General features: G+C 36.4%; 34 protein-coding genes and 1 pseudogene. 27 read left to right on the top strand and 8 right to left on the bottom strand.

Going from position 1 to position 22,137, the window contains the following annotated elements; genetic code table 11:
- Positions 1-21 precede the first annotated feature (21 nt).
- The 19 genes from MKY29_RS11995 (at position 22) to MKY29_RS11905 (ending at position 11,466) form a co-directional block, all read left to right on the top strand.
- Positions 22-156, top strand: a complete 135-nt coding sequence (locus MKY29_RS11995) for a hypothetical protein (RefSeq protein ID WP_340879906.1) — start codon at positions 22-24, stop codon at positions 154-156.
- A gap of 28 nt (positions 157-184) precedes the next feature.
- On the top strand, positions 185-580 hold the full coding sequence (locus MKY29_RS11990) for a hypothetical protein (RefSeq protein ID WP_340879905.1): 396 nt from the start codon (positions 185-187) through the stop codon (positions 578-580).
- Positions 580-924 (top strand): hypothetical protein, encoded by a 345-nt coding sequence (locus MKY29_RS11985; protein WP_340879904.1) that lies wholly within the window; start codon positions 580-582, stop codon positions 922-924. The genes MKY29_RS11990 and MKY29_RS11985 overlap by 1 nt, the downstream gene beginning before the upstream one ends.
- On the top strand, positions 924-1,337 hold the full coding sequence (locus tag MKY29_RS11980; protein WP_340879903.1) for a hypothetical protein: 414 nt from the start codon (positions 924-926) through the stop codon (positions 1,335-1,337). The genes MKY29_RS11985 and MKY29_RS11980 overlap by 1 nt, the downstream gene beginning before the upstream one ends.
- Entirely contained in the window at positions 1,334-1,795 is a 462-nt protein-coding gene (locus MKY29_RS11975; protein ID WP_340879902.1) for a hypothetical protein, read from the top strand. The genes MKY29_RS11980 and MKY29_RS11975 overlap by 4 nt, the downstream gene beginning before the upstream one ends.
- Positions 1,796-1,815: 20 nt before the next feature.
- A complete protein-coding gene (locus MKY29_RS11970) occupies positions 1,816-2,862 on the top strand; it encodes a phage tail sheath subtilisin-like domain-containing protein (RefSeq protein ID WP_340879901.1) in 1,047 nt (348 codons plus the stop codon).
- Positions 2,863-2,893: 31 nt separating this feature from the next.
- The gene (locus tag MKY29_RS11965) at positions 2,894-3,313 is read left to right on the top strand and encodes a phage tail tube protein (RefSeq protein WP_340879900.1); all 420 of its coding nucleotides are present in this window, start codon (positions 2,894-2,896) and stop codon (positions 3,311-3,313) included.
- Positions 3,314-3,369: 56 nt separating this feature from the next.
- The gene (locus tag MKY29_RS11960; protein ID WP_340879899.1) at positions 3,370-3,771 is read left to right on the top strand and encodes a phage tail assembly chaperone; all 402 of its coding nucleotides are present in this window, start codon (positions 3,370-3,372) and stop codon (positions 3,769-3,771) included.
- A 146-nt stretch (positions 3,772-3,917) separates the two neighbouring features.
- Entirely contained in the window at positions 3,918-5,498 is a 1,581-nt protein-coding gene (locus tag MKY29_RS11955; protein WP_340879898.1) for a hypothetical protein, read from the top strand.
- Positions 5,495-6,151, top strand: coding sequence for a LysM peptidoglycan-binding domain-containing protein (locus tag MKY29_RS11950; RefSeq protein ID WP_340879897.1), 657 nt, complete (start codon positions 5,495-5,497; stop codon positions 6,149-6,151). Before MKY29_RS11955 ends, MKY29_RS11950 begins: the two co-directional genes overlap by 4 nt.
- Positions 6,148-7,218 carry an XkdQ/YqbQ family protein gene (locus MKY29_RS11945; RefSeq protein WP_340879896.1) on the top strand — a complete coding sequence of 357 codons (1,071 nt, stop codon included), beginning with the start codon at positions 6,148-6,150 and terminating at the stop codon, positions 7,216-7,218. The genes MKY29_RS11950 and MKY29_RS11945 overlap by 4 nt, the downstream gene beginning before the upstream one ends.
- A gap of 15 nt (positions 7,219-7,233) precedes the next feature.
- Positions 7,234-7,599 (top strand): DUF2577 family protein, encoded by a 366-nt coding sequence (locus MKY29_RS11940; RefSeq protein ID WP_340879895.1) that lies wholly within the window; start codon positions 7,234-7,236, stop codon positions 7,597-7,599.
- Complete coding sequence (locus MKY29_RS11935; RefSeq protein ID WP_340879894.1) at positions 7,599-8,012, top strand: DUF2634 domain-containing protein; 414 nt, start codon at positions 7,599-7,601, stop codon at positions 8,010-8,012. Before MKY29_RS11940 ends, MKY29_RS11935 begins: the two co-directional genes overlap by 1 nt.
- On the top strand, positions 8,009-9,100 hold the full coding sequence (locus tag MKY29_RS11930) for a baseplate J/gp47 family protein (protein WP_340879893.1): 1,092 nt from the start codon (positions 8,009-8,011) through the stop codon (positions 9,098-9,100). The genes MKY29_RS11935 and MKY29_RS11930 overlap by 4 nt, the downstream gene beginning before the upstream one ends.
- The gene (locus tag MKY29_RS11925) at positions 9,097-9,675 is read left to right on the top strand and encodes a putative phage tail protein (RefSeq protein WP_340879892.1); all 579 of its coding nucleotides are present in this window, start codon (positions 9,097-9,099) and stop codon (positions 9,673-9,675) included. Before MKY29_RS11930 ends, MKY29_RS11925 begins: the two co-directional genes overlap by 4 nt.
- A 15-nt stretch (positions 9,676-9,690) precedes the next feature.
- Entirely contained in the window at positions 9,691-10,743 is a 1,053-nt protein-coding gene (locus MKY29_RS11920) for a hypothetical protein (RefSeq protein ID WP_340879891.1), read from the top strand.
- Positions 10,744-10,754: 11 nt separating this feature from the next.
- Positions 10,755-11,141: a hypothetical protein gene (locus MKY29_RS11915; RefSeq protein ID WP_340878980.1), complete on the top strand. Its 387-nt coding sequence runs from the start codon at positions 10,755-10,757 to the stop codon at positions 11,139-11,141.
- Positions 11,142-11,279, top strand: a complete 138-nt coding sequence (locus tag MKY29_RS11910) for a hypothetical protein (RefSeq protein WP_340879890.1) — start codon at positions 11,142-11,144, stop codon at positions 11,277-11,279.
- Positions 11,280-11,310: 31 nt separating this feature from the next.
- Positions 11,311-11,466 (top strand): CD1375 family protein, encoded by a 156-nt coding sequence (locus MKY29_RS11905; RefSeq protein WP_340879889.1) that lies wholly within the window; start codon positions 11,311-11,313, stop codon positions 11,464-11,466.
- 53 nt (positions 11,467-11,519) lie between these two features.
- Here MKY29_RS11905 and MKY29_RS11900 read toward each other — a convergent pair whose 3' ends face one another.
- Positions 11,520-11,699, bottom strand: a complete 180-nt coding sequence (locus MKY29_RS11900; RefSeq protein WP_340879888.1) for a hypothetical protein — start codon at positions 11,697-11,699, stop codon at positions 11,520-11,522.
- A 164-nt stretch (positions 11,700-11,863) separates the two neighbouring features.
- Between MKY29_RS11900 and MKY29_RS11895 the strand changes: the two genes are divergently transcribed.
- The 5 genes from MKY29_RS11895 (at position 11,864) to MKY29_RS11875 (ending at position 13,990) form a co-directional block, all read left to right on the top strand.
- Entirely contained in the window at positions 11,864-12,067 is a 204-nt protein-coding gene (locus MKY29_RS11895) for a hypothetical protein (protein WP_340879887.1), read from the top strand.
- 79 nt (positions 12,068-12,146) lie between these two features.
- Positions 12,147-12,512 carry a hypothetical protein gene (locus MKY29_RS11890; RefSeq protein WP_340879886.1) on the top strand — a complete coding sequence of 122 codons (366 nt, stop codon included), beginning with the start codon at positions 12,147-12,149 and terminating at the stop codon, positions 12,510-12,512.
- Between the two features lie 12 nt (positions 12,513-12,524).
- Positions 12,525-12,776, top strand: coding sequence for a phage holin (locus MKY29_RS11885; RefSeq protein WP_340879885.1), 252 nt, complete (start codon positions 12,525-12,527; stop codon positions 12,774-12,776).
- Between the two features lies 1 nt (position 12,777).
- Positions 12,778-13,512 (top strand): peptidoglycan recognition protein family protein, encoded by a 735-nt coding sequence (locus MKY29_RS11880; protein ID WP_340879884.1) that lies wholly within the window; start codon positions 12,778-12,780, stop codon positions 13,510-13,512.
- Between the two features lie 127 nt (positions 13,513-13,639).
- A complete protein-coding gene (locus MKY29_RS11875; RefSeq protein WP_340879883.1) occupies positions 13,640-13,990 on the top strand; it encodes a hypothetical protein in 351 nt (116 codons plus the stop codon).
- 37 nt (positions 13,991-14,027) lie between these two features.
- Here MKY29_RS11875 and MKY29_RS11870 read toward each other — a convergent pair whose 3' ends face one another.
- The 6 genes from MKY29_RS11870 to MKY29_RS11845 form a co-directional block, all read right to left on the bottom strand.
- A complete protein-coding gene (locus tag MKY29_RS11870; RefSeq protein ID WP_340879882.1) occupies positions 14,028-14,570 on the bottom strand; it encodes a hypothetical protein in 543 nt (180 codons plus the stop codon).
- A gap of 14 nt (positions 14,571-14,584) precedes the next feature.
- On the bottom strand, positions 14,585-15,178 hold the full coding sequence (locus MKY29_RS11865; protein WP_340879881.1) for a replication-relaxation family protein: 594 nt from the start codon (positions 15,176-15,178) through the stop codon (positions 14,585-14,587).
- Complete coding sequence (locus tag MKY29_RS11860; protein WP_340879880.1) at positions 15,117-16,418, bottom strand: FtsK/SpoIIIE domain-containing protein; 1,302 nt, start codon at positions 16,416-16,418, stop codon at positions 15,117-15,119. The genes MKY29_RS11865 and MKY29_RS11860 overlap by 62 nt, the downstream gene beginning before the upstream one ends.
- A gap of 161 nt (positions 16,419-16,579) precedes the next feature.
- Complete coding sequence (locus tag MKY29_RS11855) at positions 16,580-16,741, bottom strand: hypothetical protein (protein ID WP_340879879.1); 162 nt, start codon at positions 16,739-16,741, stop codon at positions 16,580-16,582.
- Between the two features lie 133 nt (positions 16,742-16,874).
- The gene (locus MKY29_RS11850; RefSeq protein WP_340879878.1) at positions 16,875-17,315 is read right to left on the bottom strand and encodes a hypothetical protein; all 441 of its coding nucleotides are present in this window, start codon (positions 17,313-17,315) and stop codon (positions 16,875-16,877) included.
- Between the two features lie 62 nt (positions 17,316-17,377).
- A complete protein-coding gene (locus MKY29_RS11845; RefSeq protein WP_340879877.1) occupies positions 17,378-18,412 on the bottom strand; it encodes a tyrosine-type recombinase/integrase in 1,035 nt (344 codons plus the stop codon).
- A gap of 118 nt (positions 18,413-18,530) precedes the next feature.
- Here MKY29_RS11845 and MKY29_RS11840 point away from each other — a divergent pair.
- From MKY29_RS11840 to MKY29_RS11830, 3 genes and pseudogenes are all read left to right on the top strand, one after another.
- A pseudogene (locus MKY29_RS11840) lies at positions 18,531-18,623 on the top strand (sporulation transcription factor Spo0A); the annotation flags it as partial.
- Between the two features lie 705 nt (positions 18,624-19,328).
- Positions 19,329-20,900 (top strand): DUF342 domain-containing protein, encoded by a 1,572-nt coding sequence (locus MKY29_RS11835; RefSeq protein ID WP_340879876.1) that lies wholly within the window; start codon positions 19,329-19,331, stop codon positions 20,898-20,900.
- Positions 20,893-21,615, top strand: coding sequence for a glycerophosphodiester phosphodiesterase (locus MKY29_RS11830; protein WP_340879875.1), 723 nt, complete (start codon positions 20,893-20,895; stop codon positions 21,613-21,615). The genes MKY29_RS11835 and MKY29_RS11830 overlap by 8 nt, the downstream gene beginning before the upstream one ends.
- Before the next feature lie 156 nt (positions 21,616-21,771).
- On the opposite strand, the gene MKY29_RS11825 is transcribed toward MKY29_RS11830, so the two are convergent.
- Positions 21,772-22,023 carry a DUF2627 domain-containing protein gene (locus tag MKY29_RS11825; protein ID WP_090563660.1) on the bottom strand — a complete coding sequence of 84 codons (252 nt, stop codon included), beginning with the start codon at positions 22,021-22,023 and terminating at the stop codon, positions 21,772-21,774.
- Positions 22,024-22,137 lie beyond the last annotated feature (114 nt).

The raw sequence follows: 22,137 nt of genomic DNA, 5'->3' as shown, positions 1-22,137 counted from the left end.
TTTATATAAGGAGGAATTCGGATGCTATTAAACCGTCATAAAGATAAACGTAAGCAAAAGACAACTGTGGAAGATGTGTCACCCACAGAAACAAAAAATGATACAAAGAAAGCACCTACTAAAAAGGTGCAGACGAAAAAAGACGATCCTAAATAGTGACTCCTAAAGAAAAGGAGGAATTAATATGCCACTAACAATCACAGAAGCAGACGACTATATCAATCTTAACGTTATTGACATTGACGATTGGGTAGATTCTGAAACTACTAAAAAACAAAGAGTATTAAACGTTGCAAGTCGTATTCTAGTTTATAAATTCAAAGATTTAGTCATCCCCAACAATGCAGTTTATGAATTCGCAAGTGTTCTCGCAACTGCCACAAACGACACTAACCGAATGCAAATGCAAGGGATTGAATCATTCTCTATTACGGATGTTGGTAGTTTTAAATTCAATCGTGCAATCAGTGATTATGCCGATTTAATTCCACAATCAGCATTAGACATAATTGGAATAGAAAACGATATTGATATGCCAACTGATTTTGCAAGAACCCCTATGTGGACGGTGGTAGGCTGATGGCAATAATTCCATTAAAACAAACCATTACAGTTACGCGTTCAAACGGTGAAGATGATTATGGAGAACCACTTGACCCAACAACATTCACACTAAAATGCAGATTTGTCGAAAAGTCAGAGCTTATCAAACGCTATACAAGCGGCACAGGAGCTAATCAGACGATGAGTGCAGAAGTAGTGGCAAATGGTCAGATATTCTTGAATGGGTATGCTGACATCCTATATACAGATACGATTGAATATACAGATGAGAGTGGAAGATTACGAACGTATTCACCATTAAAGATTGAACCTAAACGTAATTTTGGCGGTAAAGCCATATTAACGGCGGTGTATGTCTAATGAGTTTTGAATTAGATTTATCTGAATTGGATAGAGCGTTTTTACGTTCCCCTCAAATTGTAGGCGAAACAACGGAAGAAGTATTGGATGAAATCAAAGACGATTGGGTTATGGAAGCAAGAGATATAGCACCATTGAAAAGTGGTAACTTGCGCCAACAAATTAAAGGTACCGTTCAAGAATCGGGAATGAATAGTTCTGTTATGGTGACAGGTAATGCTACCAACCGAACGGGAAATGGTGATTTCAATTATGGTTACTACATTCACGAACTTGATGCAGGTGGCGATAGTTTACGTACACCAGGCACAGAAAAGAAGTTTTTAGAGAAATCTGTGGACGAAACAAAATGGCAGCGCATGTTGGTTCAGAGAGTATTAAATAAATTACGTGGATTGGGGTGGGATGGATGACCAAGATTACATTGGATAATGAATATCGTGCATTGGAAAGTTTGATTGAGGGCAAATATCCCACATTAAAGGTGTTATCCTACAATCCAGTTGAACCAAATGTAAATGACGTCGTTTTTGAATTACTCCCATCTTCCACAGAAGAAAAGAATAGAGCCATTGTCGAGAGGTTGAGAACTTATCAGCTTCTTTTTTATTTTGATAAAACAACAACAGCTATGACATTTCACTCAAATATTGACGCTCTCTTTGAAGAAACTTCTGCGTTTCCTTGTCAAGATAGATTTATCAAAGTGCTACGCCATTCAATGTCCCGGATATTCGCCACAACAGGCGGTAAACAGGCTTTTTTCTGTATTGTGGAAGCTAGTTACCACTCTGGAAGAACATTCACACAGGCTCCAAAAATGCAAGTAATCACTCACAAAATGAATGGTATTGAAACCATCATTAATTAGCAACAAAAGGAGGAACACAAATGCCAATTGAACAATGGGATCCAACTGCATTGCCAGTCAGACCCGGTTTATATACGAATTTTAAAAATGCAGCTATAGCACAAATAACGGGCGGTGAACGTGGAATTGTAGCGATGCCCCTCCACACTTTCAGTGGTACTGCAATTGCTGACTCTTTCTATACTGTGGAAGATGAAGCGCAAGCATTAGAACTGTTTGGTTTAGCGAATATTGGAGTTATTAAACTAGTCCTACAAGGTGGAGCGAAACAAGTATTGGTTTATACAGTACCTTCCACACCAACATCTGCAACCTATATCACAATGCGTGAGAAATTTGAAGCGTATGATTTCAATATTTTTGTGTGGGATATTGAACCGCCAACGGATGAAGATGCAAACACAAAATCTTGGATTGAACAAAATATTAAAGAGAAAAAATTATTCATGTATGTAACTGGCGGAAGTGAGTTAGACGATGAAACACCATCCACAGGTGATGCACGAAGCGTTTCATTAAATCATGATTTCATAGTGAATCTAACGGTAGGAGGAACAATTGGAGCAGTCGATTATTCTTCAGCTGAATATGCACCATACATCGCCGGACTAGTTGCAGGTACACCAATTAACCGTTCTATCACTTATCTACAAGTTTCATTGGATGATGTGAACAGACGTTATCGTAATAGCGAAGTTGTAACTGCACTTGGCAAAGGTTCACTTGTCCTCATCCATGATGGCGAGAAAGTAAAAATTGAATCTGGTATCACTACTAGTGGTTTGAAAATACGTTCAGCACGCGCACGAATTGCAATTGCGACAGATATCGAAAAAACTGCACGTGATAACTACATCGGACGAATCAACAACGATGAAGACGGTCAATTTGCGCTTATTTCGGCTATTAAGGTGTATTTGGAGACGTTAGAACAGAATGGAGTATTAACTGACATTGTTGTTACTCTCGACCCTATACGTCCATCTGTAGGCGACCAAGTATTCTTAGCAATCAGCTACAGAGAACTTGATTCTATGGAACGAATCTTCCTATCAATTACAGTCTGAAAAATAAAAGGATGGTGAAACGAAAATGGTTATGCAAGCAGAAAAAGTTATGTCTGGTTCTTTCGGATTTATGTATCACGAAGGAGAATGGATGACAAATGTTACACAAGCACAGGCAAGTGTAGCGATAAATAAAGAGGAAGTACCTCGTTCTGGAACACGTTGGATTGGTGATAAAGCAATGTCCGTTAAAGGGACAGGCTCTATGACCGGTTATAAAATGACACCAATTCTTAATAAACGTATCGGTAAATTTACAGACGATAAATCACCAATGTTTGTGACTGAATTGATTATGAAATTAGACGATCCAGACAGTGCTGAATCAAAACAACGAGTACGTCTGAAGGGTGTACAGTTCGATGTGATTAATTTGATTGGATATGAAGCCAACTCCATCGTCACAGAAGAAACACCATTTACATTCTCGGGTTATGAATACTTAGATTAATAAACTACTTTAAGAGTCGGTGAGATACTGGCTCTTTTTCCTTAGGAGGAAATTACATGAACTTATTAAAAAAATTATTATCAACTGATTTGAACGTAACAAAACAAGTGTATATCAAACGACTGGATGCAGTATTGACTGTAAAAGGAATTACTAGCTCTGAGTTCGAAGAGATACAAGAACGCGCTACTTACTACCAAGGTAAAGGCAACAAGAAAACGAAAAAATTTGAAGCACTACAAGCTTCTCATATGACAATTGCTAAATGTTTAATTGAACCAAATTTAAACAATAAGGAAGTGTTAGATGCAAAATCTGTGGAAGAGGGATGGCAAGCTGTTTCTAAGTTATTTCTTCCAGGTGAACAAGAATTATTAGAGACAGCTATTGGTGAATGTAGTGGATTTGTGGACGGGGAAGTAAATACAGAAGAGGGCGTAGAAGAAATAAAAAACTAATAAAAGCGGGCGGTGAAGCCTATTTATTATTTGAAGCCTACTGTAGACACAACATATTGCCTGGCACAATCTATAACATGCCGGATGGGGAAAAAGCGTTTACCCTCATTTGCCAAGCATTAGAACTAGAATCGGAGGCGAAATAAATGGATTTAGTCGCTCGCTTAACTTTACGTGACCAGTTTTCAGCACCTATGAGACAAGCTCGACGTGAGATGCGAAACGCTCAACGAGAAGCTGACCGTTTGAGTAGAATAATGGATGATAATAGTCGTATTTTCGGTAGGTTTGGAAGACATACAGGAAATGTCACAAATGGAGTAAGAGCATTATCTAGTGGATTTGGAAGTCTGGTCGGTAGACTCAATCCTGTAGCATTAGGATTTGGGGCGATAACGACTGCTGCCGTTGGTGCATATGGTGCGGTAAAAGTTTTCAATGCAACCGTTGGAGAAGCCATGAAAATGCAACAATCCCAAGTAGTAATCGGTGCAATGTTTGATGATGAAGCATTGTCTAAACAGTACATGAAAATGATGGATGAAATAGCGATAAAATCTCCTATTTTAGATAGTCAACAAATGTACGGAAATTCTAAATCTTTCATTACAGCATCTAAAGACCTTGGCGAGTTAGAAAAGATGTGGTCATTAGCTGAACGTTTAAGTGCATCTGACCCAGCGCAAGGATTAGAGGGTGCGGTATATGCTTTGCGTGAATTATTCAGTGGTGATTCCAAATCAATCGTAGAACGATTTGAGTTACCTAGAAGTGTCATGAAGGATATTAAAAACCTACCACTCGACCAACAGTTAACTAAACTTGATGAGTATTTTAACAAAATCGGTTTGACTACCAAACTTATTGATGAAATGGGTGGAACTGCACTAGGTATGTGGGCGCAAGTAAAAGAGCGTTTTCAACTCGTCATGAGAGACATGGGTGAACCTTCATTAAAAGCAGTTAGCACGTTCTTAGGTGGTTTAATAGACCGTTTAGAAGGAGAAGACATGCAGAAGTTCGCCGACTGGGGCGGTAGGGTTATCAATAACATGGTAACTGGTCTTTCTAATAGCGCTATTAAACTGTATGACTGGTTTGCAACCTTAGCGAATGACCCAGAATTTCAAAGCAAGTCCACACTAACAGGTAAGATTAACTTCATTGTGGATGATATAGCTTCTAAATTACAAGCTTGGTATGACGGTGGAGGTAAAGATAAAATTGTCCAATTTGGTTCAGACGTAGCACAAGTTTTAATAGCTGCAATGGACGCGACAGACGAAGTATTTGCATTAGGTGCAAAAATGGGTTCTTCCATCTGGACAGGTGTTATTGATGGAGTAAAAAAATCAGCTGCAGAATCACCTATCGGTAAAGTTGTGAATTGGTCATATAGCTATACACCACAAGAAATAATAAAAACAGGTGTTAAGAATGCTAAAAAATCTTTTTGGTACCCAAAAGAAGATAAGAAAAAATCTAAGAATTCACATAGTGGTGGATTAGACAGAGTACCATATTCCGGTTATCAAGCTACCCTCCACAAAGATGAAAAGGTATTGACTGCCCAACAAGCTAGAGAACATCGTGATGGGAATGGTGGAAGTGGTGGAGTTAATATCAACATTCAAAACATGAGTGTTCGTAATGATTCGGATATTAAATCAATAGCGTTAGAACTAGCACGTTACATCGAAGTTGAGGGAGGTCAGATGACAACATGACAAACCCAATACAATTTTGGTTTAAAGATCGCGAAGGTTTGTATTTACGTTTGCCTGTCAATCCTGCTGAATTTACCGTTACTTCTCCGTTCGGGTTTAATCGTATATCGGTTGCCCATTTGGGTGAGGTAACAATACCAGGAGAACGTAGCTTGAAAGATGTTTCATTTGAGACTTTCTTTCCACGTGATTACAACCCTAACTATTGTGAATACAGTGGTTTTATGAATCCTAGAAAATGGGTTCTACAAATGGAAACATGGAGAGATACCAGAAAAAGTATTCGTTTACTTATTACAGGTACAAACGTCAGCCTTCCAGTATTAATTGAGTCATTTGATATTAAACCGGAACGTGCAGGTCATGTGGGAGATATATATTTCAGTATCTCTTGTGTGGAATATAAAGAACCTTCTGTAAAAAAAGTTGAGAAAAAGGGTAACAAAGTAAAGGCTGCATCTTCAATTAGATCTTCCGCAGGAAAGACTTCCGGAAAAACGTATGTAGTGAAAAAGGGAGATTGTTTGTGGGCGATAGCTAAGCGTACTTATGGTAATGGTAGTGATTATCAAAAAATATACCAAGCTAATAAATCTGTTGTAGGTAAGAATCCTAATCTGATTTATCCTGGTCAAAAGTTGGTATTACCATGACTATTCGGTTTTTGATTCGTGATATAGATGTTGCAGATTTTATTGAATCAATCGTATGGGAAGGGCATAGCGAAAAGCCTAACCGCTCATTGACAGTCAGTTTTAAGAATACTGTGGATGGCCGCAATAAAGCGTTCGCTATTTCTACAGGTGAAGCAGTTCAATGTTTTATCGACAATAGAAGAATATTTATTGGAGTTGTATTTTCCACAGATATTGATGTAAGTGGAAATATGAATGTTAACTGTTTTGATCGCAATTATTACACACTTAAATCAAACACAACACGTCAGTTTAAAGGCAAAAAAGCATCCGACATTGTTAGATTGCTAGCGAAAGACTTTAATATTCCAATCGGAACTATCGAAAATACTGGTTATGTCATTCCTAAATTAATTCTACGTAATCATTCTTTATACGACATGATGATGAAAGCGCTAGTTTTAACCTACAAACAAACTGGTAAACGATTTTTCTTTGGAAATGAAGACGGAAAATTAACTCTTCGTCAACACAAAAATAATGTAACCCCTTGGATTCTTGCTGCAGGTTCTAATTTAACAAGCGCAAGTTATTCATTGTCAATTGAAGATACAAAAACACAGGTACAAGTAGTTGGTGGTAAGGATAACAAATTCACTCATACCGCTAAGTCTGTTAGTTCTCAAAAATTATACGGAGTTATGCAACATTATGAAGAAATAGATGAAGATGCTACTAAATCACAGGTAAAGCAACGTGCAGAGACATTGCTAAAAGAACTGAACGTCATAAACGACCAAGCTAGTATCAGCGCCATTGGAATACTCGATGTAATTACTGGTGTTGGGGTATATGTTAGAGAGCCTATGACAGGTTTAGCAGGTGGATATTACGTCACTTCTGATACTCATACTATTAGAAATGGTATACATGAAATGCAATTAGAAATTAGTAAGTCTTTAGAAATGCCTGTAATCGAAATCAGTGATGAAGAACTTGGTATCGAAAAGGTTAAACCTAAAAAGGCAGCCAAAAAAGTTACAAAGAAAAAAACTGAAACCAAAGAAACCACAACTACGAAATAGACGGAGGGGAATACAATGGGACGACAAGAAGGAAGCGGTGGTGCTCGATTAATTAAGATGATGGAGCAGTTTGGTCACAATACAGATATGCGAACCCATATTGCAAAAGTTACTAGTATCGACCCCTTCGCTATTCGTATTGAAGGTGACAATGATGATATCGAAGGAGATTCACTTTCCGTTATGCAATCTATTCTTCCACACGAAAGAAAAATAGATATTAATGGAACAGTCACTTTTAATGGTGTAACAGATTCGATGGTTGGTACTGATGTAAAAATCACTTTCAAAGAAGGATATATAAAAATTGGTGACGAAGTATGGGTGTTAGAAACAAATGACGAACAAAAATACCACGTCATAGACAAGGTGGTTAGTTAATGGCCATTATTCCACAAAGTTTAGAAGAAGCAGAATTAGAAGTTGTTGAAATCGAAGTTCAAATTGAACCTTCGTTAACATATTCACTATTACCTAACAGTATTGGTGGCAAAATAGATGGACTTGAAGCGATTCGACAGTTTATTGCAAAGGCAATTAAAACTGCTAGGGATCGCTTTTTAATTTACGATGACCAGTATGGTTGTGATTTAGAAAGTTTAATAGGCGCAAACGTTACGAGGGAATTGCTTGATGAAGAAATTCCGAGAGTTATAACAGAAGCGCTTATTTATGATGATCGTATCAGTGATGTGGTTGACTTCGTAATCACAAACGAAGATGACAAGGTATTTGTTAGCTTTACCGTATTACTCGTAAATGGTGAACAGGTGGAAAGTGAGGTGGAATTATGATAGAAAAACAGTTTGCTAGTGAAACGGAAGATGTGATTTTAGAACGGCTAAAGAGTCGTGTGGACGATAACATCGACAAACGTCAAGGTTCGGTTACTCATGACATGACAGCCCCTGCATCATTTGAATTTGCACAGGCTTATATTTCTTTGGATGACGTAATCGCATTAGGTTTAAACGTCACAGAAGACAGTCCAGATGAGTTTGTGGATTTAAAGGTGCAATGGAGTGGATTGACAAGAAAGCCTGCCATACAGTCGATTGGAACACTTACCTTTACAGGAGAAGATGGAACAATCATCCCTGTGGACACACAAGCAAGAACTGACCAAACGAATCCAGTGTTGTTCCACACGATAGAAGAAGGTGTTATTTTAGGTGGCACGGTCACTGTAAATGCTATTGCTGAAATTGGTGGGATTGATGGAAATGTTGAAGCTAATCGAATTATTATTAGTCTTGGTAATTTGACTGGTGTGACTGCAGTTACAAATACTTTACCTTTCACTGGTGGGGTTGATAGAGAAACTAATCTATCTCTTTTGGAACGATTCTATGAAAAAGTAAGAAAGCCTGCAACAAGTGGGAATGTCTATCAATACGAACAATGGGCGAAAGAAGTATCTGGTGTGGGAGATGTAAAAGTCAAACCAGTCTGGAATGGTCCAGGAACAGTTAAGTTAATTTTACTTAGCGATGAAAAGAAAAGTCCAGACCCGTCGGTTATAAGTGCTACAGAAACATATGTAGAATCAGTTCGACCTATTGGGGCAGATGTTACATATGTAGGTGCTACTGAAATACCTATAAATGTTACTGCAACTTTAACGTTAGCACCTGGTGCTGATATTAATTTAGTAGAAGCGCAATTTACAGAAGGATTAAAAACATATCTTCAATCAATTGCATTTGTGGACAATGAATTGACCAGTCAACCAGAATTGATTCGTTATACAAGAATCGCAAACGTTTTACTCGACATTCCACCTATCATTGACTATGTTGATTTGCTTGTAAATGGTGGTACATCAAACATACAACCTACTGATGAGCAAATTGGAATTGTCGGGACGGTGACATTCACATGAAGTATTTAGGCACGACTGTTGAACGAGATATCAAACGATCTATGTTTGATTATGGTCCAAAAGAATATGAGGAATTAAATGAATCTGTGGCAATTATCGATACAGAAGCTACAGAGTTTGAATTATTGCATACTCGTATTGCTGATGTGTTAAATCAATTCAACGTTGAATCTTCCACATGGGGATTGAAAGCATATGAGTTTGATGTGGGAGTAACAACCAATCCAAACAAGCCTATCGACCAACGGAAATCGGTTGTTGTTTCAAAGTTGCGTGGTGCAGGTGTTACAACCAGAGAATTAATTGAAAACGTGTCAGAAGCATATGCCAATGCTGATGTTGAAGTTGTGGAAGATAATCCAAACTATAACGTTATTGTGAAATTTGTGGGTGTTTTAGGAATCCCTCCAAATATGGATGATTTAGAACGTTCATTACGTGAAATTATCCCTGCACATATGATTTATACACTTGTATTCTTGTATGTCACTTACGACATGTTACTAGGTAAATATGCTGATTATGATGCTTTGTCGTCCACAGGATTCACTTACGAAGAAATATTAGTCAATTAAAAGGAGGCTGAATAAATGCCTACAACAAATTTAGGTTTACCATTAATTGCAGGAAATATGACTGCTGATGTTGTTCGAGATATGAATGCATTGGCGAAAGAATTAGATTTCAAAGTAGCTAGTAAACAAACACTTGAGACGCATTTGGAAGATTATTTGAAACATACGGGCTACGCAGTAGCAACAGGTACAGCAAACAATTATGTGGCTACTTTAAATCCAGCGCTCTCAGCGTATGTAGAGGGTGTTTCTTTGCGTTTAAAAATAAATATAGCTAATACGGGAGCGTCAACAGTAAATATCAACGGACTTGGAGCTAAGGCCATTAAGAAATCTAATGGAAGCGCAGTTTCAGCCGGAAATCTTAAAGCAGGAAGTATATACACATTAGCATATGATGGCACGTCTTTTATCTTACAGGGTGAAGGGGGGGAGTATGGAACGGCTACAGTAGTCGATGTAATAGCTGGGAAAACGATAGGCACAGAAGAAGGTTTGAAAACTGGTACCATCCCTAACTACTCTGGTATAAGTCCAGGTGCAAACGGTATACCATCAAACGGTGGTATTTACGCTGATAGATTTGAGTACGATGTTTTACCTCCGAAGTCTGGCTATTATGACACGGCATCAAAAGTACATCAGATATTAACAAACCTTATTTCGTCTAATATTAGGGCCGGGGTTGTTATACCAGAAATAGGTATCACAGGTACACTAACCGCCGAACAGTTAGGCGCATTTATGGCTGCAACAGGGACGGTTGTAGCTAATACTTCTAATAATTATACAGATGGTAGTGGTAATAATGTGCAATTGGGAACAGTAGTGGTAAACGTATTAAACTTCAAACCTACTTTAGTAGTTCTTTATAACATTTCAGATGGTATTTATACTACTATTTATCATCCTTTACTGGCTTATGGCACAAATTCGACTGCTAATATTAACGTTAGTGGATTGAGGGGCATTAAACTTATGGGCATAGCATCGGTGGACGCTACAGGGTTTGTAATGCCTGTATCCGTACAAGGTGGAACATACAGGTACTTTGCATTAAAAATATAGGGGTGAATTAATTGAACTTAGGAAGAAGGATTTATTTTGACAAAGCAACTGGCAACATACTTGTTGATAAAGGTGAACATGAAGGAATATTGAGAGTGCCGACAGTTGATCAAGATATTGAATCTTATATATCATTGAGTGAACGAAATAGAGAAACGTTTGATTACATTGAATTAAATTACGGAGAATTTTCACAAGATTTTGCTGAATCTAATGGTGTAAGAGTGAATCCTAATACTAAAGAATTAGAGTTTAGCTATCCAGATCCTAACGAACCTGAAGCTCCACAAATTTTTCGAAAACCTCTTAGTGAAGAAGTGGAACGTTTGAAAGCAGAAGACTTAAACAACAAAGAAGCAATAGCAGAACTCTACCTCCTGTCGATGGGAGGTTTTTAAATGCCCGAAATTAAACCGATTCACAAAATCTTTGCGGCGTTAATAGCAGCAGAGCCACCCAGAAAAACTATGGAAGATGTTCCAGAACAAGATCGCGAGGGTGTTCAATATGTATTGGATACAGTGTATAGCAATTAAAATACTAATGAAAATAATTGGAGGTAATATTATGTTTATGGTAGCAATTTTTAGTGGATTAATCGCAGGGAAACGAAGAACGATTGAGGACGTGCCAGAACATTTAAAAGAACCAGTGTTGGCTGATTTAGCGACGTTAGGTTTAGATGGGTATGGTAATCCTGTTGTAAACGAACAGACTGCATAAGCTAGCGTTATTTTTATTGACAGAAATAAAAAAGACCTCGAAAGGTCCATAAGTTACGAAATTTTTTCATAACCAATTCTAATCACATCGATTAAATTTTCTTTCTTGATTAAATAGAATTGTTCGTAGTTTTCAGTTACCACATTCTCATTATCTTTTTGATAGTTAATAGCTTCTTCTCTTGATTCAAACGGCACAGCATAAATATCTTCGCCATTGATGTTAATTGTCATATTCTCACATCCTTTTTAGTTAATGTGATTATATAGGCATTTCCTAAATAGTCAAGGTTAATTTTATGAACATGAGGAATATAAAGCTTCCTAACAAATATTCAATAGTTAAGAAGGATTCCTTACCTCTTTTGTCGAATTGTGGATGAAAGAGGGGGGATTTTATGTATCCTGTTAGACGTTATTTTGTACCTATTGATGAAGGTAACTTTATGGTAGATGTATGGAAAATGGCAGGTGGTTACAGAGCAAGTGCTCAGCAATTAGATGTGGACGAGTACCGCACCAGAATAACAAAAAGCCAAAACACTGAAACAATTGCGGTTCATACAGCCGTAAACATGCTTATTAAAGATTATAATTTATAAAAAAATGAAGGGTATCCAATTGGGTACTCTTTTTATTTTTCCAAAAAGGGGTGAGAAGGTGACAGTGGGAGTTGGTTCTATGCAAGAAACATTTGAAAAAGTAGGAGAACATGAAACATTAATACATCAAGACATTCTTCCACAATTGAAAGAGATAAAGAAAGAACAGGAAGTACTTGCAAAGGAAATGGGCAAGATAGCTTTATCTCAATCAAGTTTAGAATTAACAGTCATGAAAGATGGTCAACAAACGAGAGAACTACTCGGACGATTTGTTGACCATTACTTTGGAACTGATGACAAAAAACTTGTTATGAAAGAAAAAATTACTTTAAAACAACTTAGTTTAAGAACAAAAATAATACTTGGTTTAATAGCGGTGTTAGGTGGTTCTGGTGGTATATTAGCAGGAGTTGCGGCAGTAATTGATATCATAAAAAATTAGGAGGAATTTACAATGACAGCAGACAAATTAAAACAATATGTAGCAATGGTTGGCGGTGTCCTTGGGGCGCTGCTTTTATTTTTCCGTTCGGTAGATCACGAGATATCTTGGTTCAATGAAATAACAATTGAAGCGTTTATCGGTCTATTAGTTGCGTTTATTCCTTTGGTATTAGTACTTTATGGAGTGTGGAAGAACACGTATCTTGTAACTCCAAAAGCAAAAGACCAGGAAGAAACACTAAAACGAAATGGGTTGAAGTAATATGAAACTTCTCCAACACGGTTCTAAAATAGGTAATGCTACTGTAATTGTGGATATTATCGGAACAGGCAATCCCGAAATTCGTCCACAGACAAAGATGAATCCTAAAAAAGTAACGACTCATAACACAGGAAATAGCGGACGTGGCGCAGATGCAGAAATGCATAATCGTTATATTCACAACCTAGCAAGTTATCATCCAAAAGATACTTCACATGTTTCTTGGCACCTAACTGTGGACGACAAATTTATTTATCAACACATTCCTTTTGATGAAGCAGCCTATCATTGTGGTGATGGTTGGGGTGTGAATAGTGGAAATAGGACTTCAATAGGTATAGAAATCTGTGAAAACCCAGAAACAAACACACAAAAAGCGGAAGAAAACGCTATTGCATTGACTGTTTTACTATTAAAAGAGTTCAAACTAAATGTAAATGATGTTCATCCACACCAACACTGGAGTGGCAAATACTGTCCACGAGTAATTCTAAAACGTGACGGTTCGTTCAATCTTTATCGTAAACGTATTGAAAACGTAATAAATAAAAAAGGGGTGGCAGGAGTGTCAGAACAAAAACTAAATGCAGACCAAACAAAATTATTAGCCGAAGCTAAACGATTAAAATTAACTGATGGTAAAGAACCTTTCGGTGAAGTAAATCGACTTTATTTATTCAGCGTGATTGTAGGATTGGCGCAACAAGTTGAAGAATTGAATAAAAAAGTTAAGTAGAATATAATTGAAGTATGCAGGGCATCAAAACGCCTAGATTGAGACTATCTAATTGGGTAGTCTTTTTTCTTTTTCTTGTAAATGGAACGAATGTTCCCTATAATATTCTTAAAGGAGCGTGTGAGGAATGCCAACTATAACAAAGAATGATTTGGTTTACTTTGAAAATAAACTGTTCCTGTCCATGTTAATGAAAATACTTGAAACTGACTTAGAATTGTTTTCTAAATTACCATTCAAATTACCAAGACCATATACGAAACGAATAGAAAGTGCTTTAAAACAAGCAAAATTTGATTTGAAACGTACAGAAACTTATATGTTACGAAACAATATGCGTGCAGTTCGATGGGATAAAAGAGATAGTGAAGTTGAATATGCTTTTATTTCCGCAGGAGTTGAAGAGCATGTTACATATACCAGTGAAGAACTGAAAAATAGAACAGAAGAATTGTTAGAGAAATATTTACACAGTTAAAAACCACTAACCTGTATGGAAAGTGGCTTTCAAATTATTATACCGCTTCACCAACTTTACGAAGTATATCTAAGAATAAAGGTGACATTTGAATGATGACGTAGCCGATGCCCGCGTTGAATATGGTTTGCCATGCCTTTTCGGAGTTGCCTAGCATGAAAAAGAAAGCTCCGCCTATCATAATGACACTAGCAATTGGAAAGCTTATTGCAACCATTATTTGTACTAGCGGATCTAATACAGTTGCTAACATTTCTAAAGAAGCATCTGCGAAATATCCTGTTGGAATCATTTCTGGTGTGGAAGATATGTCTACTGGAAGAGTTGGAGTTTGAGTAATAACATTCACTGGTTCGATTTGAGGTGTGGGTACTGGTGCCGTTACAGGAATAATTGTGGATGATTGTGATTCAGATAAACGATGCGCGATAAGTCCAACACTTGTAGCAGCTGGAATAAGGGCAGCGCCAACCATATATTTTTTAGATGCATATTTATCACCTTCAGCTTTCAAACGAGATGAAAAATCTGTATATTCACTTTCGGGAACAACCTCTATTTTGTGTTTCCGTTTAAACAATTATTTTCCTCCTTTTAATTGATGTCCGATAAGGTGTAGACTTTCGTTTTTAAACCATTGGATTCCTTCTCTAATTGCTTTCTACGGTGTTCGGTTGTAGTTAACCATACAAGTGTTGGGTGATAGCCATATTGCTTTACAAGGCTTTCTGAAAGGTTTTTATAACGTGTTATTTTCGCTCTATTTTCTTTCATGGATTGTAAATTATCGACTTCTAAAAAATGATAAAACCCATTTCGTGTGAATACTGCATCAGCAACCACAGAATGATTACCATTTGAAATTTTGACTTCGTTTTTCCAGTCTCTAGGACATTTATAGAACAACCAAAATTCATTCCGCATGATGATATGACGAACATGATTACCTTTCTTGCGTATCTTCTGACATTCTACATAATCTCTACCGAGTTTACTAAGGTAGTAGATAGATTGGTAACCTTCACGAACAGTCATGAGGTAGTCAGAAATGTTATACAAAACCATATTAGTATTTCGTATGGATCCTAACTTGAAGTATTTATTTATCTGGTCACGTGAAAGAAAATCATACTTCTTCAAAAGTAACAATATTTGTTCTTGACGTTGGCTCAATTGTTTTCTTTTCAAGAATGATTCCCTCCTTTTTGACAAGGTGAGGGGAGATAGTTTGGTGGATGATTTCGGGTGTGATTAGTGGTGTTTGTAGGATTTCACGTTGGTCAGCGGTTTGGTATATGGCTCTTCCCTTAATCTGTGGAAGACATTCAGCTCCGGTTTCATCCAGGACTACACGTGATGCAGTTGCGGATTGTACACGAAAAGATAGTTTAGCATCGCTATTTTGCTTACATTGTCTAGGTATTACATCACCAGTAGGGTATTGAGTAGCTAATATTTGTCTAAAGCCTAACCCAGCGCCTAACCTTGCTATTTGGCTCATTAATGTTTGGCACTCTTGTTTTAGCTTTTTTTCTTCTTTGGTTACAGCTTCTAGTGGATTCAATTCCCCAACTTCATCAATGATGATGAAATATCGTTCTTTTATATCGGCTTCCTGTACGTTCTTTTTCCCCATAAATCGCAATTTACTTTGTACAGCTCTCATTTGGTCGTATGCATCTTGAAGGGTAGTCAACGCTTCTTCTGGTTCATAGGCGATGGAGACTGTTTGTTTTATGTTTTCATAGTCACATAACTCCACTCCACCTTTTAAATCCACCAAAAACAACTTCACATTTTCGGAGTTACTTCCTATTAAACTGGCAATCATGGAATTGATAAAATTACTTTTACCATACCGAGTTGCTCCGCCTAATACCATGTGGGGGATTTTCTCGAAATCATGATACTTATAGACGTTTTTTCCTCTCGTCATACCAACAGGCACACTCCACTTTTCGCCCAGTTGAAACTCAACCAAAGAGGGCATAGGTTGATTGTATACTCGCATGATTAACAACCCATCGAAAGATAATTCTAATTCCTTCGTTTCGGTCAGCTTTGTCTTCCACAGGGATTGAATGTTGTGGATGATATTTGCATCTAAAGGAAGGGAAGTTAAATCATTAATGGTAATGCGTTTCTTCCTATTATTAAGTCCATCTTCTAAAATCCTTTGTTTGTTTAGATAATCATCAAAACTTCTGCCCAATGGAATACGGTATTTATACTCCATGCCCCAATCGTGCTTAGTCTTTTTAATAAGTTGTGTGGTCAAGGTATCTTTTCCATCCTTCACATTCAATCCACTTAGTGAAATAATGCGTTGAATTTTACCACTATCGTTTGATGCTAATCCTTTCTTTTTAATAAGTGCATTTAATGCAATTCCTCCCATGACCGATGAAGTTAAAATTTCAAACAACATTCTAATCATCCTCCTTGATTCCAAATCGCCACAGGGGTTCTCTTATGTAATAAGAGTTGCAGCAATCTGGAAGGGTAGTTTTTATCGTCCACACTTAGGTGTATCTGTATTGAGTCTCTTCCTATTAAATATGATGGGGTGGAAATCAATCTGGAAGGGTATTATTCTTCCAATTCCTCACGTTTTTTAAAGTATTCTTCTAAAGCTTCACGATAAGTTCTACTACGATCTCGTCTAGGGATTTTTCTAATTGCTTCAATGATGTACGCATCATACTCGGGGTTTAGTTTTGCGGATATTTGTGTGATTTTTTCTTCGGTCATTATGTGAGCCTCCTTTATGACTATTTCTAACTTCTTCACACTATATGTGCGAAGTCATAAAAACATGCATGTCCGTCATAAAAAGTTAGAAATAAAAAATACCCAACCACTATTTCTGTGGAAGGGCATGTGTTTACTCATTTAATGTAATTATCTGTTCTTCTATTCCAAAACTTTTAGTAATTATTATTTTTGTGTCATCTGATTTCAACACATCTTCAGGCATTTTAAAATCTACTTCTATTGTAGTGCTCATATCAGGATTCACGTCATAATCAGATGGAATATAAAGTTCTGATTTGTACGTATTACCATCACTTTCAATTTGAAATTTATAATCAATACCAATAGGCTCTTTAGAGGTGTTCTTAGCATTAAAAATAAATGTCTGCTTATTTGTGGATGATTTAATATCCTCTAAGGCTATATCGGAATCTTCAAATGAAACCCATTCCGCATTAACTTTGCTAATATCCTCTTGTTTTTTCTCAATAAAGCTATTAATTAGAATGAAACCAGCGACCAATATAAAACAACCAAGCATAATCAAGTTATATCTTTTCTTCTTTTCCACTATTTTACTCACCCTTTTTAGTTTTATTATAACTTACTTCTGGCGAGTGGAAATAGTTTCATTTATTTAAACTTAACTTTACCTTTAGTTTTCTGATTGCTTTTAATTACCGATTCAGCAGGGGAAACTCTATCATGTACCTCCTGTAAATGCACACTTGCATATCTTACATACTTATTGGTCATGGAATAGTCGGTATGGCCAAGTATTTTCATCAAAGCAAACGGATCCCCACCATTACGTAAAAACTTGATTGCAAAATAATGTCGAAATGTGTGAGGACTTACTCGAGCGTTAATAGTCATGCCTGCCCGTTTAGCATATTGTTTTAGCATTTTAGCAAAGGTGTCACCATAATAACGTTCTCCGTACTGGGTTAGGAATACAAATTCTTCTGTTTCTTCTTCCACAATGTTGGTGTAATCGAATAGGTCTTGTAGTAGGTTCGCTGTTGTTCTACTAATTGGAACCGAACGTGAACGTTTACTTTTGGATATTTCAGCACGTATATTAATGTGACGATACGTTAAATCAAAATCACCACGCACTAGGTTAGTTAATTCGCCCACACGAAGACCGGTATCTATCATTAATACCATCATGGTGTAATCGCGCATACCTGTGTATGAACGTCTTCTAGGACTGTTTAACAATGATTCAATTTCATCATCCGTGAAAATTTCAAATGATTCTTGGTTTTCCTTTTGCAGACCCACATCTTGTGCAGGGTTATGACTGATGTACTTTTTAGATACAGCCCAGTTGTAAAATACTCGTATAAATCGTATCGCATTATTAATAGAACGAGGGGACACTCCAACTGTGGTTGATATGTTGGTGGGGTGGTCATCCCATTTAACCTTTTCAAACGTCATATAATGGATGTATTGACGTACACAATCCTGTTCATTTCCATTTAAGTCATGTTCATTACAATATTTCGTATAATGCGCCAAAGCATTTTTATATGTCTTGATAGTTTTATCGCTTCGCTTTTGTAATTTCTTATCATCCAAGAATAAGATAATTGTTTTATGTATATCAAAGTTACGTGTAATATTGTTATTTGTTCGTGCTAGAAATTCGAATTTTGCCATGATTAATCTTCCCTTTCGTTGCAATGAATTAGTAGTGTATATGTGCAATGAAGTTGATATAAAAATATAGAATCTTTATTGGAATGATTAATTCAAAAACATGGCAAACCCTTGAAGCTACACTGTCCATCATTTAAAATCAAAACCTACTAATTCAGAGTTTATAGCAATGATCGCAGATAAAATTCGTATGGAGAATATGGCTAGTTAAATGTTCCTGTTACCGGACTAATCATAAATTATAATCCTTCCAATTTATTAAATAACTAGATTTTAATTTAAAAGCATATAAACTTGCCACCAATAAAGCCAACGAATTTATAATTCGCTGGTTTTTTTGATGAATAAGTTGTTCACTAGTTATTCAAAAGCACACTTAGTTTTTCTAAAAAGTAAATAGGTGAATCAATCTCATAAAGAATTTTATATAGTTAAATCCGAACTACGCTAATTTCCGCTCTAGGCGGACGCTTTCCGCGGGCACGGCTTCATCTCTTCGTCACTACGAAAACATATGCTCCTGCGGGGCTTTCAGCTCGGGCTGTTCCCGTTGATTGGAGTCGCCGCCTTGCCACACCAATCAACGGGATTACTTTTAAAAAACGAATATTATATTACGATATTAAACAAACATTCATATTTTTAAAGTTAGGTTTAGGTGCTTTATTCACAGTTTTACTTATTTACAAAAGGAAGAATGAGGACTTTTTATATTGGTAAGAATTATTATTCGTATTACTTTGTACCCTTTAATAGAGTTTTTCTATAAGTCTAAATATCTGTATTGGTTGTAGTGGAATTAATTAATAATAATTAAAATTAGGTATTAATAGCGATATTTTTAGCAAATTCAAAATTTTTAGCACTCTATTTTTAATAGTGAGTATAATAATGATGAGAGGAAGTGTTCGGAGTTATGATAATCATTGAGAATGATGAAATAATGCTTTCTGCAGATAATGGACGAGTATTTATGACTATTAAAAAAGATCATTACAATCTTAAGAAAGTTGATGAATTAACTAGAAATCATCCAAGGCTGAAGATTTCTAACTTTATGGCCGTAAAAAAAGCTGTAGAAAGTGGTTCACACGATCCTATTGAGGTAGGAAGCTGGATCGATAGTATGGAGTTAGAGATAAGTATTGATAAAATGGAAGCGTTAATCACTATCTACGAGTCTCAGAACTTTATACAAGAAAACTTAGAAAGTCTACAAAAGAATATACAAAAATTACTTCAGGACAATGAAATTGTATTCGGTCAGCAACCATTAGATTTAAATTCGATTAAAACGGGTAAATCATACATAATTGCAAAAGGAGTTCCACCTGAAAAAGGTGCTAATGCCAAAATATCTTATTTACAGCAAGCAGAAAAAACACCAGTTATCAATGAAGATGGAAAAGCGGATTACTTTGATATGAACTTCATTGTAGAGATTGATGAGGGATCATGGCTTGGTGAAAAAATTCCTGCTCAGCAAGGATCAGCGGGTAAGAATATTCTTGGAGAATCCGTACCTGCATTGATGGGTGATGATTTACCACTAAAATATGACACTAAATCCGCGTATGAAGTGGAAGAGGAAGGTAAGACAGTTTTACGTTCTAAAACAAAAGGAGTAATTGGAGAAGTAAATGGAGTACTTACGGTTCAAAAGCATCTGGTCATCGATGGTGATGTGGGATTGGAGACAGGTAATTTGAAATTTGACGGCTCTATTCAAGTTAGAGGAACTGTAATGGCTGGTTATTCAATAGTCTCTTCCGGTGATATCTCCATTGAATCTAATGAAGGCGTACATTCAGCAGAACTTATAAAATCGACAGAAGGAGACGTGTTCATAAAAGGTGGCATATTTGGCAGAGGAATCACAAAAGTAGAGGCACATCATAATATATTTGTTAAACATGCTAATGAATGTACTTTAGAGGCAAAGGATACTATTCACATTGGATTTTATTCTTTAGGGTCTAAGATTTTCTGTAATGAATTGAAATTAGATGAGCGTAAAGGGAAGATTATTGGTGGTAAAGCTATTGCTATCAATTCAATCACATCTGCATATACGGGAAACAATTCAGAAAGGAAAACGGAATTGGTAGTCCAAGGAATAGACCGAAAAATTCTAACGGAAAATGCGAAAACAAAAGCACAAGAGATGATGAAGTTACAGGAAGAAACGACTAAGCTCAATTTTAGTTTAAGTCAATTAAATCAATTTAAGAGTTCAATGTCTGTTCAACAAGTAGCTGTATATGAACAAACGAAGCAAAAATATAATGAAATTCAACGTGAAGTGAAAGAGTTAGATGAGGAGATTCAGCGGATTTTGAAAATGTTAAGACACACGTCAGATTATTTTATCGATATTAAAAGAGAAGCAAATCCAGGTACGGTTATTCAAATTGGAAACAAATCATCTTATCTAACAAAACAAACCCAAGGGAAATTCAAATTGGAAAATGGGGAGTTAAATGTCTAATATACCTGTGTATGCTCACCGTGGTGCTGCAGCAAAAACAGTTGAAAATTCTATGAAAGCGTTTAAAAGAGCTGTAAAGCTAGGAGTAGATGGGATTGAATTAGATTTACAGCTTTCAGCAGACGGCGTACCTTTTGTTACGCATGATATTGATTTTTTTCGATTAGCGGGAAATAAACGAAGAATTACTGATATGCTTGCAGAGGAAGTATTGCAGCTAAAACTCGGTCGGGTGTTCTACCGTAAGTTTTTCTATTCTAAAGTAGTGACCTTTGATGAATTCATTCACTATGTGACCCCATTAGGAATAAAATTAAATGTAGAATTGAAGGAATCTTTTCTTGGGAAAAATGAAAAAATTCGAGAGGTCGTAGAAAAAGCTTCACACATTTCAGATGTTCACTTTTCTTCCTTCGAATTTAGTATCCTGCAAACAATACATGCGATGAGAAGAGAAGTCCAAACAGCTTTTATTGGCAAAAAAAATTCAGATTGGGATTATGTGTTGTCTATTAAAGAAATAGATGCAATTCACTTCAATAAAAAATTTTACGATACTAATTTAATGAAGAGAGTATGGGATGCTGGTTTTCCAATGCGCTTTTATAACATAAAGGGCAACGAAAAGTATATTCAGAATCCACATGAATCTGTAATTGGATGGATCACTGATTACCCAGAAAAAGTAATTCAACAACAAAAAAGACCAGGTTAAAGACGCCCGGTCCACTAAAAATAAATACGTAGATATACCTGATTTCCACTCTGAGAGTTCGCATGAAACGGATGTTAGTAGTATTATTCATTCTTTTAAGTGCCATAAATCCAGTGTTCACGGAATTTTGTCTTTCAAAAAAGACGTAGACTTTTATTATAAGTCTACGTCTTTTTTCTTTTGAAATCGTGGAGCTACTTTCCCATTTTTACGGTCACGGTTCAATAAGAACCCTGCAAAGAAGCCTAATCCTAGAACCGTAAATATTAATCCGCTTATAAATTGTATGACCAAGCCACCAATAGGGAGGATTTGTAATCCGAAAAATGTATCTCTCATTAATTTAATCCCAAATGCTGCTAAAATTCCAGGAATTAATAACACGATTAAAGCCGCTAAACGAGCCATTTTTTTCACTCCTGTTCTTACTAATTTAATTTTACTATCAACAATATGATTGTCAACGAAAGAAACTTGCGTTATGATAAATGAGAAGTGCAATAAGTTGCAGATGATTAATGG

This window comes from Psychrobacillus sp. FSL K6-2365 (assembly GCF_038003165.1).
GTDB classification, from domain to species: domain Bacteria; phylum Bacillota; class Bacilli; order Bacillales_A; family Planococcaceae; genus Psychrobacillus; species Psychrobacillus psychrodurans.
Note: the sequence above shows the minus strand (reverse complement) of the source record. Positions and strands in the feature narration are given on the sequence as shown.

Bases quoted from the DNA above. Each gene is read 5' to 3' on its own strand.
- MKY29_RS11830 (WP_340879875.1), top strand. From the start codon at position 20,893: ATGTCTAATATACCTGTGTATGCTCACCGTGGTGCTGCAGCAAAAACA.
- MKY29_RS11980 (WP_340879903.1), top strand. From the start codon at position 924: ATGAGTTTTGAATTAGATTTATCTGAATTGGATAGAGCGTTTTTACGT.
- MKY29_RS11955 (WP_340879898.1), top strand. From the start codon at position 3,918: ATGGATTTAGTCGCTCGCTTAACTTTACGTGACCAGTTTTCAGCACCT.
- MKY29_RS11910 (WP_340879890.1), top strand. From the start codon at position 11,142: ATGCCCGAAATTAAACCGATTCACAAAATCTTTGCGGCGTTAATAGCA.
- MKY29_RS11930 (WP_340879893.1), top strand. From the start codon at position 8,009: ATGATAGAAAAACAGTTTGCTAGTGAAACGGAAGATGTGATTTTAGAA.
- MKY29_RS11880 (WP_340879884.1), top strand. From the start codon at position 12,778: ATGAAACTTCTCCAACACGGTTCTAAAATAGGTAATGCTACTGTAATT.
- MKY29_RS11960 (WP_340879899.1), top strand. From the start codon at position 3,370: ATGAACTTATTAAAAAAATTATTATCAACTGATTTGAACGTAACAAAA.
- MKY29_RS11845 (WP_340879877.1), bottom strand. From the start codon at position 18,412: ATGGCAAAATTCGAATTTCTAGCACGAACAAATAACAATATTACACGT.
- MKY29_RS11885 (WP_340879885.1), top strand. From the start codon at position 12,525: ATGACAGCAGACAAATTAAAACAATATGTAGCAATGGTTGGCGGTGTC.
- MKY29_RS11970 (WP_340879901.1), top strand. From the start codon at position 1,816: ATGCCAATTGAACAATGGGATCCAACTGCATTGCCAGTCAGACCCGGT.
- MKY29_RS11825 (WP_090563660.1), bottom strand. From the start codon at position 22,023: ATGGCTCGTTTAGCGGCTTTAATCGTGTTATTAATTCCTGGAATTTTA.
- MKY29_RS11900 (WP_340879888.1), bottom strand. From the start codon at position 11,699: ATGACAATTAACATCAATGGCGAAGATATTTATGCTGTGCCGTTTGAA.
- MKY29_RS11935 (WP_340879894.1), top strand. From the start codon at position 7,599: ATGGCCATTATTCCACAAAGTTTAGAAGAAGCAGAATTAGAAGTTGTT.
- MKY29_RS11895 (WP_340879887.1), top strand. From the start codon at position 11,864: ATGTATCCTGTTAGACGTTATTTTGTACCTATTGATGAAGGTAACTTT.
- MKY29_RS11975 (WP_340879902.1), top strand. From the start codon at position 1,334: ATGACCAAGATTACATTGGATAATGAATATCGTGCATTGGAAAGTTTG.
- MKY29_RS11940 (WP_340879895.1), top strand. From the start codon at position 7,234: ATGGGACGACAAGAAGGAAGCGGTGGTGCTCGATTAATTAAGATGATG.
- MKY29_RS11860 (WP_340879880.1), bottom strand. From the start codon at position 16,418: ATGTTGTTTGAAATTTTAACTTCATCGGTCATGGGAGGAATTGCATTA.
- MKY29_RS11995 (WP_340879906.1), top strand. From the start codon at position 22: ATGCTATTAAACCGTCATAAAGATAAACGTAAGCAAAAGACAACTGTG.
- MKY29_RS11985 (WP_340879904.1), top strand. From the start codon at position 580: ATGGCAATAATTCCATTAAAACAAACCATTACAGTTACGCGTTCAAAC.
- MKY29_RS11925 (WP_340879892.1), top strand. From the start codon at position 9,097: ATGAAGTATTTAGGCACGACTGTTGAACGAGATATCAAACGATCTATG.
- MKY29_RS11965 (WP_340879900.1), top strand. From the start codon at position 2,894: ATGCAAGCAGAAAAAGTTATGTCTGGTTCTTTCGGATTTATGTATCAC.
- MKY29_RS11835 (WP_340879876.1), top strand. From the start codon at position 19,329: ATGATAATCATTGAGAATGATGAAATAATGCTTTCTGCAGATAATGGA.
- MKY29_RS11990 (WP_340879905.1), top strand. From the start codon at position 185: ATGCCACTAACAATCACAGAAGCAGACGACTATATCAATCTTAACGTT.
- MKY29_RS11920 (WP_340879891.1), top strand. From the start codon at position 9,691: ATGCCTACAACAAATTTAGGTTTACCATTAATTGCAGGAAATATGACT.
- MKY29_RS11855 (WP_340879879.1), bottom strand. From the start codon at position 16,741: ATGACCGAAGAAAAAATCACACAAATATCCGCAAAACTAAACCCCGAG.
- MKY29_RS11945 (WP_340879896.1), top strand. From the start codon at position 6,148: ATGACTATTCGGTTTTTGATTCGTGATATAGATGTTGCAGATTTTATT.
- MKY29_RS11905 (WP_340879889.1), top strand. From the start codon at position 11,311: ATGTTTATGGTAGCAATTTTTAGTGGATTAATCGCAGGGAAACGAAGA.
- MKY29_RS11890 (WP_340879886.1), top strand. From the start codon at position 12,147: ATGCAAGAAACATTTGAAAAAGTAGGAGAACATGAAACATTAATACAT.
- MKY29_RS11950 (WP_340879897.1), top strand. From the start codon at position 5,495: ATGACAAACCCAATACAATTTTGGTTTAAAGATCGCGAAGGTTTGTAT.
- MKY29_RS11875 (WP_340879883.1), top strand. From the start codon at position 13,640: ATGCCAACTATAACAAAGAATGATTTGGTTTACTTTGAAAATAAACTG.